The organism is Blautia sp. AF14-40, assembly GCF_003479665.1.
Classification (GTDB): domain Bacteria; phylum Bacillota; class Clostridia; order Lachnospirales; family Lachnospiraceae; genus Fusicatenibacter; species Fusicatenibacter saccharivorans.
Map to the genome: position 1 here is coordinate 1 of NZ_QUHK01000025.1, position 18075 is coordinate 18075.

At 46.7% G+C, this 18075-nt stretch carries 14 protein-coding genes; 10 read left to right on the plus strand and 4 right to left on the minus strand.

Annotated features, from left to right (window positions below):
- From DWW13_RS14540 to DWW13_RS14550, 3 genes are all read left to right on the plus strand, one after another.
- On the plus strand, positions 1 to 1762 hold a 1762-nt coding region (locus DWW13_RS14540; RefSeq protein WP_118720424.1), incomplete at its 5' end, for an AIPR family protein.
- Positions 1763 to 2221: 459 nt separating this feature from the next.
- A complete protein-coding gene (locus DWW13_RS14545) occupies positions 2222 to 2644 on the plus strand; it encodes a MarR family winged helix-turn-helix transcriptional regulator (protein WP_158568589.1) in 423 nt (140 codons plus the stop codon).
- 32 nt (positions 2645 to 2676) lie between these two features.
- The gene (locus DWW13_RS14550) at positions 2677 to 3438 is read left to right on the plus strand and encodes a sulfite exporter TauE/SafE family protein (RefSeq protein ID WP_117762103.1); all 762 of its coding nucleotides are present in this window, start codon (positions 2677 to 2679) and stop codon (positions 3436 to 3438) included.
- A 60-nt stretch (positions 3439 to 3498) separates the two neighbouring features.
- Here the strand turns inward: DWW13_RS14550 and DWW13_RS14555 are convergent, their stop codons facing one another.
- Entirely contained in the window at positions 3499 to 4242 is a 744-nt protein-coding gene (locus tag DWW13_RS14555) for an SDR family NAD(P)-dependent oxidoreductase (protein ID WP_117762102.1), read from the minus strand.
- A gap of 435 nt (positions 4243 to 4677) precedes the next feature.
- Here DWW13_RS14555 and DWW13_RS14560 point away from each other — a divergent pair, with 435 nt between their 5' ends.
- Positions 4678 to 5709, plus strand: a complete 1032-nt coding sequence (locus tag DWW13_RS14560; protein WP_117762101.1) for a MerR family transcriptional regulator — start codon at positions 4678 to 4680, stop codon at positions 5707 to 5709.
- 232 nt (positions 5710 to 5941) lie between these two features.
- On the opposite strand, the gene DWW13_RS14565 is transcribed toward DWW13_RS14560, so the two are convergent.
- Positions 5942 to 7084: a LacI family DNA-binding transcriptional regulator gene (locus DWW13_RS14565; RefSeq protein ID WP_117762100.1), complete on the minus strand. Its 1143-nt coding sequence runs from the start codon at positions 7082 to 7084 to the stop codon at positions 5942 to 5944.
- Between the two features lie 362 nt (positions 7085 to 7446).
- Here DWW13_RS14565 and DWW13_RS14570 point away from each other — a divergent pair, with 362 nt between their 5' ends.
- From DWW13_RS14570 to DWW13_RS14590, 5 genes are all read left to right on the plus strand, one after another.
- A complete protein-coding gene (locus tag DWW13_RS14570; protein ID WP_226906403.1) occupies positions 7447 to 10194 on the plus strand; it encodes an alpha-mannosidase in 2748 nt (915 codons plus the stop codon).
- Positions 10195 to 10329: 135 nt separating this feature from the next.
- Positions 10330 to 12540, plus strand: coding sequence for a glycoside hydrolase family 36 protein (locus DWW13_RS14575; protein WP_226906402.1), 2211 nt, complete (start codon positions 10330 to 10332; stop codon positions 12538 to 12540).
- Between the two features lie 125 nt (positions 12541 to 12665).
- On the plus strand, positions 12666 to 13190 hold the full coding sequence (locus DWW13_RS14580) for a spore maturation protein (RefSeq protein ID WP_055267185.1): 525 nt from the start codon (positions 12666 to 12668) through the stop codon (positions 13188 to 13190).
- Positions 13191 to 13325: 135 nt separating this feature from the next.
- Positions 13326 to 14258 carry a cysteine synthase A gene (cysK, locus tag DWW13_RS14585; protein ID WP_055267184.1) on the plus strand — a complete coding sequence of 311 codons (933 nt, stop codon included), beginning with the start codon at positions 13326 to 13328 and terminating at the stop codon, positions 14256 to 14258.
- A 122-nt stretch (positions 14259 to 14380) separates the two neighbouring features.
- A complete protein-coding gene (locus tag DWW13_RS14590; RefSeq protein WP_117762099.1) occupies positions 14381 to 15289 on the plus strand; it encodes a LysR family transcriptional regulator in 909 nt (302 codons plus the stop codon).
- Between the two features lie 141 nt (positions 15290 to 15430).
- Here the strand turns inward: DWW13_RS14590 and DWW13_RS20205 are convergent, their stop codons facing one another.
- Positions 15431 to 15574 (minus strand): DUF6783 domain-containing protein, encoded by a 144-nt coding sequence (locus DWW13_RS20205; RefSeq protein ID WP_416388132.1) that lies wholly within the window; start codon positions 15572 to 15574, stop codon positions 15431 to 15433.
- Between the two features lie 358 nt (positions 15575 to 15932).
- On the opposite strand from DWW13_RS20205, the gene DWW13_RS14595 reads away from it, so the two are divergent.
- Complete coding sequence (locus tag DWW13_RS14595) at positions 15933 to 17240, plus strand: O-acetylhomoserine aminocarboxypropyltransferase/cysteine synthase family protein (RefSeq protein ID WP_055221806.1); 1308 nt, start codon at positions 15933 to 15935, stop codon at positions 17238 to 17240.
- Between the two features lie 146 nt (positions 17241 to 17386).
- Here DWW13_RS14595 and DWW13_RS14600 read toward each other — a convergent pair whose 3' ends face one another.
- Positions 17387 to 18037, minus strand: a complete 651-nt coding sequence (locus tag DWW13_RS14600) for a LysR family transcriptional regulator substrate-binding protein (protein ID WP_306666000.1) — start codon at positions 18035 to 18037, stop codon at positions 17387 to 17389.
- Positions 18038 to 18075: the final 38 nt, after the last annotated feature.

The window sequence follows — 18075 nt, forward strand, 5'->3', positions numbered from 1 at the left end:
TTTGTGCAATATTTTGGATTTGCTCATTTATAGTTATATAAGTAATTATAAAGGACGAACTGATTTGGTCGATTTATATGGAGATAATTCATTGTTATTGTATGCGTTACAATTGAGATATGACATTGAAGATATAATATCAGTTGCTTCGGAAGCGTTGACAGATGGAAGTGATGATAAAAAGTGTGATTTGATTTATATAGATAGAGATTCGGGATTTGCAGTTGTGGCGCAAGCTTATATGAAGAAAAATCCGACGGAAACAGACTTGGCGAAGGTAAATAAAGCAAGTGATTTAAATACGGCAGCATCATGGATTTTTACGAGAGATATAAATGATATACCAGATAGAATAAAAGATTCAGTTAATGAGTTACAAGAAGCTATTAAAGATGGCGATATTAACACAGTTTATTTTTGGTATGTTCATAATATGAATGAAAAAAATAATCCAGAAGTTCAGGAGGAATTGAATACTGTTCAGATTGCAGCACAAAAATTGGTAAATAATTTGGCTGGAGATAATTCTGTTAAAATAGTTTCATTAGAAGTTGGAAATGATACGATTGAACGTTGGTATAATAGCTCTAGTAAACGAATTACAATTGAAGAAGAGATTGATGTAGAAGGAAATGGAAAAGCCTTTGAAGTCAAGGGAGGAAAGTGGAAATCTTGTGTAACAGCTGTAAAAGGTAGCTGGATACGAAAACTTTACTTAATGTATAAAGATGATCTTTTTTCTGGAAATCCAAGAAACTATTTAGGGGCGGGAAAAAGAAAAAATAAAATTAATTTAGGCATTATGGACACAGTGCAAGAGCAACCAGAAAATTTTTGGGCATATAACAATGGATTAACAGCATTAGTGAATGATTATGAAATAGATGATGACAATATAACAAAGGTACATGGAATAACTATTATTAATGGAGCACAATCAACGGGAGCTATTGGAGCTGTTGAAAGCTTAAAAGAAGATTTTCTTGTGCCGATACGTTTTATTGTATGTAGTGATCCTAAGATCATAGAAGAAATTATCAATAATAACAATAAACAAAATGAAATTTTGCCATCTGATTTAAGAAGTAATGATAAACAACAAGTAAGACTTAGAAAAGAGTTTGAAAAATATCCACAACTGTATTATAGCGGTGGTAGAAGAGATAGTACAAGGGTTAGAAACAAAGAAGTCTTTGATCCATATTTGGTTGCACAAACTTTATTGGCTTTTCATGGAGATTGTGTAACTGCTTATAACTCAAAGAAATTGATATGGGACGAGGATAAAGAATACACAAATATTTTTTCGGATCAATTAACTGCAGAACATATTATTTTCGTATATTCATTGGGGAGAGCTATTGATGAATTTAAAATTAACTTAAAAAATAAGAAAGAACAAAGAACGGATATAGAAGATGATGAACTTAATTTTTTGAGTAAGCGTGGCTCTAAAATGTTATTGATATCAGCAGTAAGCACTTGTATGGAAAGCTTACTTGGAAAAAAGATTTTAGATTCTTGGAGGTTAGTGTTTAAAGATAATAAAAATTTTGATAAGTTAGTTGAAGAATGGAAAGCAATATTAGATGTTTTGATGCCATGGCATTCTACGCTTGAACCGGCAATTGTAAGTGGTTTAAAAAGTAAGGAAGCCACACAAAATGCAGCTAAACAATTGAGAGCAACGTTGACATCGTTTAGTTCAATGTATGCTCAACAATTGAAACCATTTTCAGATAGTATAAATACAGATATGTAGATAAATACAGAGATATTGTGATAACACCATGATAACAAAATCTCCAAAAACCACACGGACACAGCGGAAAATCCGTATTTTTCCACACAAAATGCACGGAAAATAACCATTTAGCCTCTGCAACACGCCATTCTGATACCGTGAAGGTGGACGTACTGTAGGTTCAGGACGTGTTGCTACAATCCTTCATTGAGCAATGACTGATTTGTGCGAAAAATGTAGAGTACCGCAAGGTATATTGTTTTCAAACGCAAGACGGGTCTGTCACATGAGCAAATATTTTTTGCTGATATGCTCCCTTCCGGGTAGACAAATAAAAACTTGTCTCCCAGGAAGGGAGCATATTTTACTTTACAGGGGAAACTCTATCGCTGGATATCCATTTTTGTGGGTTGACAAATGTTCAAATTAGAACTAAAATACAAGAAGTTCAAATTAGAACAAGAGGAAGGTGGAAGCATGTTTGATGAGCAGTGGCAGTTTGCCGTGGAAGTAGAACGGGAATATGCACAGTACCGCAAAAAGGTGATGATGCGTTATCATTTGTCTGCCGCAGAAGTAGATATTTTGCTGTTTCTTGCAAATAACAGTCAGTTTGATCTTGCAACAGATATTGTACGTGTGCGGAAAATGCAGAAATCACACGTTTCGCTGGCCGTAAACGGGTTGTGTGAAAAAGGCTACCTGCGAAAAGAGGGCGATATGGCAGACCGGAAGAAAGTGCATTTGAAGCTGGAACCGGCTGCGGCAGAGTGCGTTTGTTACGGACAGAAATGTCAGAAGGAATTTGGAGAATCTCTGTTTTGCGGAATTTCAGAGGAAGATAAAAAAGAATTTTTGCGGCTCTGTGAGCTGATCCGGAAAAATGTAATCGGGAAATAGAATGGAGAAAGAATGGAGAAAGAAGGAATTTCATGACTATTACAGAATTAATCGTATGTATTGTGGCCGGCCTCGGTGCCGGCCTTGGAACGGGTCTTGCGGGACTTTCTGCGGCGGCGGTCGTTTCGCCTATGCTGATCACATTTCTGCATATGCCGGCGTACCAGGCGATCGGGATAGCACTTGCATCGGATGTCCTCGCGTCGGGGGTCAGTGCGTGGACATACAAGAAAAACAAAAATATCGACATTCGCCATGGCGTGATTATGTTGATCTCCGTATTGATTTTTACACTGGTCGGAAGCTTCGTTTCCTCCCTTGTGCCAAACGGAACAATGGGCGGATTTTCAAAAGGTATGACACTGCTTGTCGGCCTCAAATTTATGATTCGCCCGATCATGACAACGAAGGAAGTACAGGCAAACAAATCCGAGGAACAGAAAATCCGGCAGTCCATTCTTTGCGGTGTGTTAATTGGCTTTATCTGCGGTTTTGTCGGTGCCGGCGGCGGTATGATGCTGCTTCTGGTGCTTACAAGTGTGCTTGGCTATGAGTTAAAAACGGCGGTTGGAACGAGCGTCTTTATCATGACCTTTACTGCGCTGACCGGAGCTGTTTCACATTTCTATATCGGCGGAAAACCGAACCTTCCGATTATGATTGCCTGTGTGATCAGCACACTGGTGTTCGCGCAGCTTGGAGCAAAATGGGCGAACAGCGCAAACGTAAAAATGCTGAATCGCGTAACCGGAATCCTGCTGTGCGTGCTGGGAATGGTGATGCTGTTCTTCTGAAAAAAATCCTGTCCAATACAAAACCGGACAGGATTTTTTCTTACTATGAAAGCATGCAAATCAGGTTCTCATCGCTCCGTCCACGGAAAGAATTTCACCCGTTATATAGGAAGCCATGTCGCTTGCCAGGAAGAGAAATGCATTTGCGATATCTTCTGCCTCGCCGATTCTTCGAAGCGGGATGTGGCTGATCAGAGGATCGATCATTTCCTTCGGAAGTGCTGCAACCATATCAGTTCTGGTGATACCGGGGGCAACGGCGTTCACGCGGATGTGAAACGGTCCGAGTTCTCTTGCAAGTGACCAGGTGAGACCATTGACAGCATATTTGCTGGACGGATAGGCAACGCCGCCTGGCTGGCCACAGATGCTGACCATAGAGCTGGTGTTCAGAATACATCCGCCGCCCTGCTCTTTCATGATAGCAGCGGCCGGCAGGATTCCGTTCATCATGGCGTTCACATTCAGATCCATTACGTTGGCGAAATGTTCTGCGGTGTATTTGTCGAGCGGTGTGCTGTCGGAAACGCCGGCATTGTTTACGAGAATATCAATTCTTCCGTATTTTTCCTTGATTTTAGCAATCTCATCTGCCATGGCGGCCGCATCGGTCAGCTTTGGCCATGCGCCGGAAACGTCCCAGTCCGGGTTTTCTTCTTTCAGGGAAGCAACCGCTTTTACAACGGTCTCCTCGCGGGAGCCAAAAAGTACAACTTTCGCGCCGTTCTGTAAGAATTTTTGAACAATGGCATAGCCGATTCCCCTGGTTCCACCGGTAACAACTGCTATTTTATTCTGTAACATAAAAACCACCTCACAATCTATTTTCTTATTTCTATCATAATGGATTCCGTTGGTGAACAGTCAATACATATTTTTTGCCGGAAAAAACAGTGAATTTTTCTTAAAATCAGACGAGTTGTTACAGTGCGCCGGAGATCAGCAAACTGTAACGACGATTTTTGCGGGTAGATGAAATTGCGGTGTGGATTTCTTTGCCATAAATAGTTATAATAAAGCTAAAAAAGTGTCCAGTAAGTGTACACTTTGAGCAGAACGTATCAGAAAAAGGTGTTTTGCGGGCTGCGACTTTCTTGTTTGGAAAATATTTTCTGAATGTGCCGGGAGCAAACAAGACGGCGCGGCAGATGATAGGGTTCGCTTTGGAAGACGTTCGATGCTCCGGAAAAGATGAGGGAAACTGACAAAAAGGGAAAATGATGTACAAGGTGTGAATTCATGAGAATACAGGAAGTAATGGGAAAAACGGGACTGTCCAGACGGACGATCCATTATTACATCGATCAGAAATTAATTATCCCCCCGGTGAATGAGGGCAATGGGTATCATGATTTTACAGGGGAGGATGTACAGAAGCTTTTTATTATCCGAAAGCTGCGGGAGGCGGGGCTTTCTCTTGCGGATATCCGTGCAATTCTGCGTAAGCCGCGAACAACGCCGTTTTATCTTCATAAGCAGATGAATGAGCTGCAGACGCAGATGCTTACGATACAGAAAACGATCAGCGAGATGGACCGCTTAAGCGGCCAGCTCCCGGTCTGCCAGTCGCTCGACCAGCTTGCGGGAATGCTGGAAGACACGAATTTCAGCCCCGATGAGCCGCCGCAGTTTCAGATGGAATCGAGAGATGCCAGGCTGCTGGCGCAGTATCTCTGGATGGCTTATCTGGACACGCCGGTCACGGAGTATCAGCAGTTTCTGTGGCAGAAAATCATGCAGCAGACCATGGAACATGCGCGGACAGATCTGAAAATGATGTCCCGTTATCTGCAGTCTATTTCCCCGGAGCGGATTGATGCGACGAATATTAACCAGTATCTGCGGAACCAGAAAATCATTGCTCTCACGGGGGCGGATTATCCGACGTTTGTGGAAGAATTGAAAACTTCTCTCCTTGCGTTTGCCTCTGACCCGGTACAGCAGGAAAAATGGAGTCTCCTCTACCAGCCGCTCATCCATCCGATCGCCGCTTTCTGCGTCTCTGTCAGCGGCTGGATGCGCGAGTTCCACCCGGCATACCGCCGCTATTATGAAAACACGCACACCTGCTGCCGCATGCTGAAAGATTTCATGGACAGTCCGGAGGGAGCTTTACTGAATGCTGCGCTGAACAAAGCATTCAACGGAAACTGCGATGTGCGCACCGGTTACTACGGCGAACTCGAAGTGGCGGCAACATTTCACAAAAGCATTTATGCACTTCTGTCACCGGAACAGATCCGTGAATTTCTGGCAGGGGTGGAAGGGTAATTTTCTGAATCCATTTTAGTGTTTCTTTTTTGCGAGAATATGAAAACAAAATTTAACGGAATCAAGCAAGTAGCGAAGCGGATTGCGAGTATCCGCTTTGACTGAGCATCTGACCTTGCTTCGGAAACAGAGTTTGTGTCAAATGGGAATACAAAACAAAATAGACAATCGCCTCACGGGTCGGAAGCCCATGAGGCGATTGCGGTTTTCGAGCATGATAAAAAAAGATTCTTCAATCATGCTCGGAAATGGAAGACAGATTTTTTTTCGACGATGCGCGCGGAACGATCGTTACCGGAAGAATGATTTTTTCCGTCTCGGCGGCGGGATTTTTGAGGGCGGAAAGCAGAATCCGTCCGACTTCGCGTCCGATTCCGGCAAAATCCTGATGGATGGAGGTTATGCCGAGGCTTCGGCTGACATTTGTATCGTCGAAGCCGCAGAGGCAGAGATCCTCCGGGATGCGAAGACCGATTGTGCGGCAGGCGAGGAAAATCAGCTCGGCGATGCGGTCATTTTCGGCAATGATGGCGGTGATGCCGTCGCTGTGCATGGCAAGAAGCTTCTGCTGAAACGGTGTGCGTTTTGTGGAAAGTGTGGCATCATCGGAAAGCTCCTCGCAGCAGGTGACAAGCTGATGCGGGTCCGGCGCGATCCCGGCGGCTTTCATTTCATGCAGAAATCCGGCAAAGCGGTCGCGTACCGATGAAGTCTCAGAGAGTGGCGCCGCGGTGAAAAACGCGATGTTTCGGTGTCCCTGCCCGAGCAGATGGCGCGCTGCCTGTCGTCCGCCGTCATAGTTGTCGCAGACAACATTGTTCAGATACGGACAGTCCGTCTGCTTGTCAACGATGACGATCGGACAGCCGGAGAACATGAAATCGTTCAGCTTTTCCAGGTGAATGTTGTCGCGCTTCGGATAATAGACAAGCGCGGCAATATTTTGAGACCGGAGCAGTTCCAGTGTTGTGCGTTCCTTCAGTGAGGAAGAGCCGGTGACGTGAATGCTTAGAAAATAGCCACATTCAGCCAGTACAGCGCTTAAGCTTCCGATTGCCTCTGAAATATTTCCCTGTGTGGTGGCGAACGGAAGAAGAAGAGAAATCATTTTCGGCGCATCGGTTGTTTTGCTGACCGGTGAAAGGCTTCGAGAAACAAAGCTTCCGACACCTCGCTTCCGGTACAGAATCCCCTGCTGTTCCAGATCCTCGATAGCACGCTTTGCGGTAATCCGGCTGACGTGGTGTTGCTCCGACAGCATTTTTTCGGTGCAGAAGGATTCGTCAAACGAAAAGTCTCCGGCGTGAATGCGTGCAAGCAGGGCTTCTTTGATGATTTCATATTTTGGTTTTGTTTTTCTGGTCTGTGAATCCATAAAATTCCTCTGGGATAAAAAGATATAAAAACGTTGACTTTGTCTGCGTGTTTCTTTTGTTATTATAACGAATGCAAAAAAGCAAGTCAAATAAGAGCTGCTCGCGCCGGAATTATTTTCCTGTACACCGGAACAGCAAGTGCTCCGGTGCTGCGTGAATTGTAACAGGCCTTTTCAAACACGATTTATTGCCAGATCAGGTGTGACATGAGAAAATGGCAACTTGATATATCATATAGAAAAGAAGTGTAAAATACTTGACAGAATATCGTCTGATTTTTATAATATGATATATCAAATAGGTAGAAAGGTATTTTGAACCATTTGATACCAGACTGCAAAGAAACGAAAGGAAACAGATCATGATGAAAACAACCGTACATATTATTTCCCATTCCCACTGGGACAGAGAGTGGTATCAGTCTTTTGAAACACACCGCATGAAACTGATTGAGCTGGTGGACAATATTTTGGATAAGGCGGAAAACGACCCGGAGTTTGGAGGCTTTTTCCTCGACGGACAGGTCATCGCAATCGATGATTATCTGGAAATCCGTCCGGAGAAGCGTGCGCAGGTGGAAAAATGTATCCGCGAGGGCAAAATCCAGACCGGTCCGTGGTATATTCTGCAGGATGAGTTCCTGACGAGCGGAGAGGCATGTGTCCGCAATCTTCAGGTCGGCATGCAGGAAGCAGAACAGTACGGTGCAGTCGGAAACGTTGGCTATTTCCCGGATGCGTTTGGAAACGCAGGTCAGATGCCGCAGGTATTGAAGCAGGCAGGCATGGAGGCAGTTGTCTTCGGGCGGGGCGTCAAACCAATCGGACCGAACAACGAAGTTACCGGCGGACAGTATGAGTCTACATATTCTGAGATGATGTGGGAATCCCCGGATGGAACGAAGCTGCCGGGCATCCTGTTTGCAAACTGGTATAACAACGGCGTTGAAATTCCGGTAGACGAGGCGGAAGCGAAGGTTTACTGGGATAAAAAGCTGGCAGATGCGAGAAAATTTGCTGCAACGCATCAGCTTCTGCTGATGAACGGATGCGATCATCAGCCGCTGCAGAAGAACATTACGGAAGCAATCCGCGTGGCAAGAAAGCTGTACCCGGACATCGAGTTTATTCATTCTGATTTCAAAAAATATGTAGAAGCAATGGAGAAGGAAATCTCTGAGAACTTCTCTACGGTTAAGGGTGAGCTGACAAGCCAGGAAACCGATGGAAGATGGACGCTGGCAAATACAGCGTCTTCCTGGATCGGATTAAAACAGGACAACCGCGCGGGAGAGACGGCGCTGGAGCGAAAAGCAGAGCCTGCGGCTGCAATGGCACAGGTGTTTGGAAAAACATATCCGGAGGACCAGATGACCTACAGCTGGAAGAAGCTGATGCAGAATCATCCGCATGACAGCATCTGCGGCTGCAGTGTGGACGAGGTCAACGAAGAAATGAAGACTCGTTTTGCAAAGAGCAGACAGGTTGCGGATGCAATTTACGAGGAGAGCGTGGAGTATCTGACGAATAAGGTAAACACGGCGGCACTTCCGGGGGACGGCGAGAAAATCCCGTTTGTGGTATGGAATACATCGGGAACAGCGAAAACACAGGTGGTGGAGAAAGAAATTCACCTGTTCCGGGATTACAATCTGTTTGTGTGGGATGGCTATGAGGCGGCAGAACAGGTGGAGCTTCCGGCAATGGTGCTGCGCGATGCGGACGGAAATGAAGTTCCGGCGAAGATTGCGGATGCGGGGATTGCGTTCGGATACGATCTGCCGGATGACCGGTTCCGTCAGCCATATATGGCGAAGAAGGTACGGGTGACGTTTGAGGCAGAGGTTCCGGCTCTTGGATACCGTACGTATTATTTGGAAACCGCAGAACAGCTGCAAAACGTGGACGTAGTTTCCGGTGACGCGAATGTGCTTGAAAATGATGCAATGAAGGTTGTTGTGAACGAGGATGGTTCTTACAGCCTTCTGGACAAGAAGACGGGCAGAACGTATGAGAACCTGGGTTGCTATGAAGACACCGGGGATATGGGCAATGAGTATATTTATATTCAGGATACCGGAAAACAGGTGATTTCCACGAAGGGCAGAAAGGCGGAGGTTTCCTGCGTGGAGCGAAATGCGTTCCGTACAGTGGTTGAAATCCGCCACAAAATGATGGTTCCGTCCGGAATGGGTGAAGAGCTGCAGCGGCAGCGCGAGATGTGTATTGATCCATATACGCGGGTGGCAAACCGCTCTTTTGAGCTGGTTGAAATGGATGTGAAGACGGTGCTTACGCTGGAAAAATCGGCGAAAGGGCTGCGTGTGGCTACCACCATCTGCAATCAGGCGAAGGATCACCGGGTTCGTGTGATTTTTCCGACGGGACTGCATACATCGATGCATATGGCGGATTCTGCGTTTGAGGTGGTTCGGAGAAATAACCGTCATAACGATACCTGGACAAATCCATGCGGATGTGAGAGACAGCAGTGTTTTGCGGCGATGGAGGACGAAAAGGGCGGCCTTCTGGTTGCCAACCGCGGTTTGTATGAGTATGAGATTCTGGAAGAGCAGGAGAATGCAATTGCGGTGACGCTGCTTCGCTGTGTTGCGGAGATGGGCGATTGGGGATATTTCCCGACACCGAAGGCACAGCAGCTTGGAACATTCTGTCTGGAGTTTGAGGTTGTGCCATATGCGGCCGGGGAGACCGGCACTGCATTTGAGGAAGGCTATGCGTTCCAGCAGGATCTGACGGTGGCACAGGCCGGGCTGGAGAGAGCGTTCCTTCGGAAACCGGGTCAGGTAAAGCCGGAGCTGATTGAAGGTAAACTTCCGTTAGAGATGAGTTTTCTTACATTTGAAGGCAATGGTATTCATATGACTGCATTTAAGAAAGGTCAGAAGAAGGACGATCTGTTTGTGCGGTTCGTGAATCATATGGAGCAGGGAGAGATCCTTTCTTTTAAGAAAGAAGATTGGATGAAAGAGGTTTATCGCAGCAATGTCATCGAAGAGAAGGACAATGTGCTGACCCCGGATGCGGACGGTATTTATCATGTGTCGCTGAGGGAATTTGAGATTGCTACGTTTGGGGTTGTGAGATAAGCGGACGCTTCGGCAGGAGGGCGTGCGGTCGTTGCAAAAAACGGGGAAAAAGCAAGAATAAGGTGGACTTTAGGGCAGACAAGTTATATGCTTTTGGTATAAGTAAAAAATGATTTTTTACAGGAGGGTTTTTACATGAAAAAATGGACAGACCGAATGGAAACTCCGATTCAGGCGGAGCTGATCTGTTATGATGTGAATGGAATTCACATTGTGTTTGGGGTGACAAAAGAGAAGGCGTTAAAGCTGTTTCATTTTTCGAGTGCGCCGTTTGATGCAGAGAATCTCTGCCGGAAGCCGGATAACTGGTGGCCGATGGAGGGAATGCGGGAGGCTCAGATCGAAGAGAGCTTCCAGCTGGTACAGGTGAATTTTTCCGGTTATAACCGGCCGTATGAAAAGCACGGAAATAAGTACATTGTGACAGCGCCTGGCTTTATGCTGAAATTTGACTCGATTTCGGAAGAAAGAAACGAAGATGGCGATCTGCTTCGCATTGTACAGAAGGATGATGTGACGGGAGCAAGGGTAGAGTCGGTTATGCAGTTTTATGACGGCCTTCCGGTTGCAAGAATGTACAATACCGTGACGAATGAGGGCAGTGAGAACCAGACACTGGAATATATCTCAAGCTTCAGCTACTGGGGCATCGAAAAAGAGCAGAAAGAGGGCATTCCGGAGTTTATCAGCTCAGATGATAAGATGTCGATGATAGTGGTTCACAATGGCTGGCAGAAGGAGCTGACGGTGAAAAAATACCGCTTTGCAGATCTTGGCATGGCGCAGACGCAGTCGCACAACTATCAGAGAACATCGAAGACGATTGAGATTACAAATACGGGTAACTGGTCGGCGAAGGAATATATTCCGATGGGATATATTGGGAACAGCGCAGCAGATGCGAGCCTGTTTTTCGAGATCGATCACAGCGGTTCCTGGCATTATGAAATTGGAGATCAGAACTGCCACTTTTACCTGGCTGTGAGCGGCCCGACGGAAATCCAGTCGCACTGGTCGAAAAACCTGAAGCCGGGAGACAGCTTTACAACCGTGCCGGTGGCTGTCGGTGTCGGTCATGATGATTTTGAGGAGGCAATCGGTACCTTAACGAAGTACCGCAGAAGAATTCGCCGTCCGAATAAGGACAATGAGAACCTGCCGGTTATTTTCAACGATTACATGAACTGTCTGTTTGGAGATCCGACGACAGAAAAAGAATTTCCGCTGGTGGATGCTGCCGAAAAAGCAGGATGTGAATACTTTGTCATCGATGCCGGCTGGTATGCGGACGGCAACTGGTGGGACAGTGTCGGCGAGTGGCAGGAGAGCAGAAAACGTTTCCCGAACGGCGTTCGTGAAGTGACAGATTATATCCGTTCCAAGGGTATGATTCCCGGCGTATGGCTGGAGCTTGAGGTTATGGGTATTAACTGTAAAAAGGCTTCTATTCTGCCGGATGAGTGTTTCTTCCTGCGCCATGGAAAACGTGTGTATGACAGAAGCCGTTATCAGCTTGACTTCCGTCATCCGCTGGTCGTTGAGCATGTAACGGAAGTGATCGACCGCGTGGTCAGAGATTATGGTGTCGGCTATATTAAGATGGATTACAATATCGAACCTGGTATCGGTACGGAAGTGGATGCAGACAGTTTTGGAGATGGTCTCTTAGAGCATGAGAGAGCATATCTGGCATGGCTGGATGGTATTTACAGAAAATACCCGGATCTCGTGATCGAGAACTGCTCAAGCGGCGGTCTTCGGATGGATTATGCGATGCTGGCAAGAAACAGTATTCAGTCCACCAGTGATCAGGAGGATTACCGTAACTACGCGACGATTTCGGCGAATGCGGCGATTGGTGTAACGCCGGAGCAGGCTGCGATCTGGTCGTACCCATTGCGGGACGGTACCGAAGAGGAAGTTATTTTCAACATGGTCAACGCGCTTCTGCTTCGTATTCACCAGAGCGGTCATCTGGCAGAAATTTCGCCGGAGCGGTTTGCACTGGTAAAAGAGGGAATCGACTGCTACAAAGAGATCCGCAGCGGAATCAAGGATGGTGTTCCGTTCTGGTCAATGGGATGGGCGGATAATGAGGACAAGCATCTTGCAGCCGGAATCCGGGTACCCGGAGATGTGATTTACCTTGGTGTATGGAGACGCGGCGGAGAGACGGATTTTGAAGTTCCGCTTGACCGTGCCTTTCCGGGAAAAGAGCTGGAAGTAAGCTGTATTTATCCGAAAGCGTGCGGAGATGTATTCCATTACGATGATTACAGCAAAAAACTGAAGGTCCATTTTCCGGAGACGTATATGGCGCGGCTGTTTCAGATTAAAGTGAAATAAAGTAACGATTGAGAGCCCCATTTCGCATGGCGCTGAATCGTTACGAAATAAAAACATAAATCCCCACCCACGGAATAAATTGTATGGAGTGTATCTTCAGCAATGTTTTCCGGGGAGGGGATTTTTTGCGTATTCTTACGGTACTTTCAGATCTTATGGTTCCCCTGCTGATCTTTTATGTGGTCGGATTGGGGCTTTTGATGAAGCAGGATGTGTTTGGAGATTTTTTGAACGGGGCAAAGGATGGCATGCGGACTGTGATCGGGATTGTGCCGACGCTGATCGGGCTGATGGCGGCGGTCGGGGTTTTGCGGTCATCGGGATTTCTGGAGGATTTTGGAAACCTGCTCGGAACTGTGCTGGAACCGACGGGAATCCCATCTGCGCTGGTTCCGCTCAGTGTTGTGCGTCTGTTTTCCAACAGCGCGGCGGTGAGCCTTTTGCTGGATCTTTACAAGGAGGCGGGCTGCGACTCCTTTGCCGGACGGGCAGCTTCCATTATCATGTCGTGTACCGAGACCGTTTTTTATACGATGACGGTTTACTTTGGTGCGGTTCGGATCAAAAAAACGCGGTATACTCTGGCTGGCGCCTTGTTTTCTTCTCTTGTTGGAATGACAGTCGGTGTTTTGCTTGCACGGTTGATCTGACCATTTTTTCTGATCATACCAGTGAAATGTGTTGACATTTCAAAACGATTGGAATAAGATGGAAACAACTTAAAACATACAAAATCAATAGGAAATAAGGAAATAAAAAAGTGCAGAATAAGGAGGAAATGAACGATGGCAAAGGTATATGACAGCATTTTAGATCTTGTAGGAAAAACTCCGCTGGTAGAGCTGAAACGGATCGAAGAAAAAGAAGGACTGCAGGCGAAACTGATCGCAAAAGTAGAATCCTTTAATCCGGCAGGAAGTGTCAAAGACCGTATTGCAAAAGCGATGATCGAGGATGCGGAAGCAAAAGGTCTCTTAAAGGAAGGCTCCGTTATCATTGAGCCGACCTCCGGAAATACCGGAATCGGACTGGCAGCGGCAGCAACGGTAAAAGGCTATCGCATGATCCTTACTATGCCGGAAACGATGAGTGTAGAGCGCCGGAATATCGTAAAGGCATACGGCGCAGAGGTTGTTCTGACGGATGGAACAAAAGGAATGAAGGGCGCTATCGAGAAAGCCGATGAGCTTGCAAAAGAGATTCCGAACAGCTTTATCGCAGGACAGTTTGTGAACCCGGCAAACCCGGAGACACACAAAAAGACAACCGGACCGGAGATCTGGGAAGACACCGATGGAGCAGTTGATATCTTTGTTGCGGGCGTTGGTACCGGTGGAACCATTACCGGAACGGGTGAGTACTTAAAAGAGAAAAAACCGGAAGTAAAAGTGGTAGCGGTAGAACCGGCATCCTCACCGGTGCTGTCGGAGGGTGTTTCCGGACCACATAAGATTCAGGGAATCGGTGCAGGCTTTGTGCCGGAGACGCTGAATACCGGCATTTACGATGAGATTATCAAGGTAGAAAATGAAGACGCTTTCAAGACCGGCAGAGATCTGGCAGCCGAGGAAGCTATTCTTGCGGGAATTTCCTCCGGAGCAGCTCTGTATGCGGCGATCCAGCTGGCAAAACGTGAGGAAAATAAAGGAAAAACCATCGTTGTGCTCCTGCCGGATAACGGAGACAGATACTATTCCACAGCTCTGTTTGCCAAATAAAAGGGAACAGCCTCAGATTTTAAAATAATAGATATCAGTGAACACTGCCATCCGCGGCACTTTCTCTCCACCGCGAATGGCAGTTTCGCATATTAATTTATACCAGAAAGGGAACTTTACTTATGACACTACAACAGCTTCGCTACGTAATTCAGGCCGCAGACTCCAGATCCATGAATGAGGCGGCAAAGGCACTCTATATTTCACAGCCGAGTCTCTCTGGAGCAATCAAGGAGCTGGAAAAAGAGATCGGAATTGAGCTGTTCAAGCGCAGCAGCCACGGAACAGTACTGACCCCGGAGGGCGAGGAGTTTCTGGGTTACGCACGTCAGGTCACAGACCAGTATCAGCTTCTCGAAAACCGCTATATTTATCGCACCAAGGGAAAGAAAAAATTCAGCGTGTCGATGCAGCATTACAGTTTTGCCGTAAAGGCGTTTGTGGAGCTGGTGAAGCAGTTTGGTATGGATGAGTACGAGTTTGCGGTTTATGAGACGAGAACGTATGATGTGCTGATGGATGTAAAGAACTTCAAGAGCGAGCTTGGGATCTTATATCGGAATGACTTTAATGCGAAGGTGCTGAACAAGCTGCTGAAGGATAATAACCTCGAGTTTCACGACCTGTTTTCCTGCGGAACGTACGTCTATCTATGGAAAGATCATCCGCTTGCGGATCAGGCGGAGATCACAATGGAGGAGCTGAAGGAATATCCATGCCTGTCATTTGATCAGGGAAGCAACAATTCGTTCTTCCTGGCAGAGGAAGTGCTTTCGACGTATGAATATAAGAGAATCATTAAAGCAAATGACCGTGCGACCATGCTGAATCTGATGGTCGGACTGAATGGTTATACGCTTTGCTCCGGCATTATCTGTGAGGAATTAAACGGCAGTGACTACCGCGCTGTGCCGCTTCACGCGGAGGAAAACATGATGATCGGTTATATTTCCAGGAAGGGTATGTCGATCAGCGCACTGGGACAGCAGTATTTGGAAGAAATTCGGAAATATAAGGAGCTTGTGCTGTAAAAAAGGAGAAACAAGAAGACTTTAACCGAATCAAGTAAGTCCCCTGCTTCCATTGCGAAAAGCAATAAGCAGTGGGTGGGGACTTGCTTGTATCAGGAGTGGTACAAGCCACTCCTGATAAGCTGCGAAGCAGCTATTCGGTTATGAGCAAGTAGCGAAGCGGATTGCGAATATCCGCTTTGACTCTCTGGAGTGTGTTTGAAAAAGGCTTTTCGCAAGCTGCGAGTCCCATCTTGTGGGAGATGAATTGCATTTGTTATCTTGTTTTATGTAGCATGATTGGATATAGAAATTTCAGAAGAAAAAATATTGGCGATAAAGAATAGCTATAGGGAAACCCTATAACCAGCCATCAATTTTCTATATTGGACAAAGCAGAAGACTGTCGCTATAATAATCCTTGTAAACAGATAGGAAATATCACAAAAACGAGAGGAAGCGAAGAGAATGAGAGCAGTTTTCGCAGAGAATCGAATCGTGATCTATGATGTCATGTGTTGCAGCGTAAGCAGATAAAACCGAAAGAAAACGGAGCCGCATTGCAGCATAGACAGAACAGGATGACAACCGGTTCCGATAGATAATAGAAAATCGAACATGAAAAGAAATAGAAAAACGAAAAACAGAACAGGAGAATACAATCATGAGCAAAAAAACAAGAGCAGAAAGAAATCTTAAATTTGAAACCTTACAGCTTCACGTAGGACAGGAAAATCCGGATCCGGCAACCGGAGCAAGAGCAGTTCCGATCTATCAGACCTCTTCTTTCGTATTCAATAACTCCGATCACGCGGCAGCAAGATTCGGACTTCAGGATGCAGGAAACATCTACGGTCGTCTGACTAATCCGACAGAGGACGTCTTCGAGCAGAGAATGGCAGCACTGGAGGGCGGCGTTGCGGCACTTGCAGTAGCTTCCGGAGCAGCAGCCATCAACTACACCATCATCAACCTGGCTCAGAAGGGCGACCACATCGTATCCGCAAAGAACATCTACGGCGGTTCCTACAACCTGCTGGCACACACCCTTCCACAGTACGGCATCAGCACCACATTTGTTGATGTATTCGATCTGGATGAGGTTCGCGCAGCCGTTCAGGAGAACACAAAAGCCATCTACATCGAGACCCTCGGAAACCCGAACTCTGATGTTGTCGATATCGAAGCACTTGCAAAAATTGCACATGAGAACAAAATTCCGCTGGTTGTCGATAATACCTTCGCAACTCCATACCTCGTTCGTCCGATCGAGTACGGCGCAGACATCGTTGTTCATTCCGCAACCAAATTCATCGGCGGCCATGGAACTACTCTTGGCGGTGTGATTGTAGACAGCGGTAAATTCGACTGGGAGGGATCCGGAAAATTCGCATCCCTGACCGAGCCAAACCCGAGCTATCACGGCATCAGCTTCACAAAAGCAGTTGGACCGGCTGCATTCGTTACAAAAGTACGTGCCATCCTTCTTCGTGATACCGGAGCTACGCTTTCTCCGTTCAACTCATTCCTGCTTCTGCAGGGACTTGAGACTCTGTCTCTCCGCGTAGAGCGTCACGTTGAGAACGCACTGAAAGTTGTAAAATATCTGGAGAGCCAGCCGCAGGTTGAGAAAGTACATCATCCGTCTGTATCCGACGATCCCAAGCAGCAGGCACTGTACGCAAAATACTTCCCGAACGGCGGCGGTTCCATCTTCACCTTCGAAATCAAAGGCGATGCACAGAAAGCAAAAGATTTCATCGACAATCTGGAACTGTTCTCCCTGCTGGCTAACGTTGCCGATGTAAAATCTCTGGTAATCCATCCGGCAACCACCACTCACAGCCAGTGCACCGAGGAAGAACTGCTGGATCAGGGAATCAAACCAAACACCATCCGTCTTTCCATCGGTACCGAAAATGTCGATGATATTATCGAGGATCTGGATGAGGCATTTAAGGCAGTTCAGTAATTGGAAAACAGGTTATAGTAAATAAAACGTACGCCTCTGGCACAGTTCAAAGTGTCAGGGGCGTATTTTTCGCGTGCAATGAGGAAAAGTCCGTGCTTGCATGAGACCTTGACGAATGCCGCGATAACGAGTGAAGCGAGTTTTGGTTATGTGGGATCTTGAATGAAAGAGGAAAAAGATTTTAATGCTGGTTTTTTCATTGTTTCCGTTCGGAGCGGATACGCTGCACCGATTACAAGCGGTGGTGCGTCGAGAAGAGGAACGGCGGTGACATTTGGATGGCGGAAAAGTTCAAAGTTGCTCTCGGCAAAGAGACTGAAAGCCTCGCCGATTTCCACAGAGCTGATCGTGGATTCCAGGCGGGCCGTGCGCAGGATCTGCGGTTTTACACCTGCCTTTTCAAATAGCTGCATGCAGAGCTGATAAATCGAGGTATAGGGGTGCATGAGAATCAGCGGTTCGGCGGCAAGATCAGCGATGGTAAGAGCAGGCTTTTCGGCAAGTGGATGATCGATGGGCAGCATCACGCAGAGGCGGTCTTCTGTGATGGGTTCGAAGTGGTATTTCTGCAGTGAAATCATGGAATCCCGCGCGATCACAAGGTCAAAATGGCCTGATTGCAGGCCGTCCATCAGCTCAGTCTCTTCGCATTCTTCCAGAGTCAGCCCAATTTCCAGATGCGCGTGCGTGAAGGCACGGATGCGGGAAGTGAGATGATACTGCGTCAGAAACGGAAGAGAGCCAACGCGGAGCGGCTGGCGCGTGGTTTCCTGGAAGTGATGCATTTTTTGCAGCATCTGGTGATACTGGAGGGAGAGCTCCGCGGCTTCCTGCA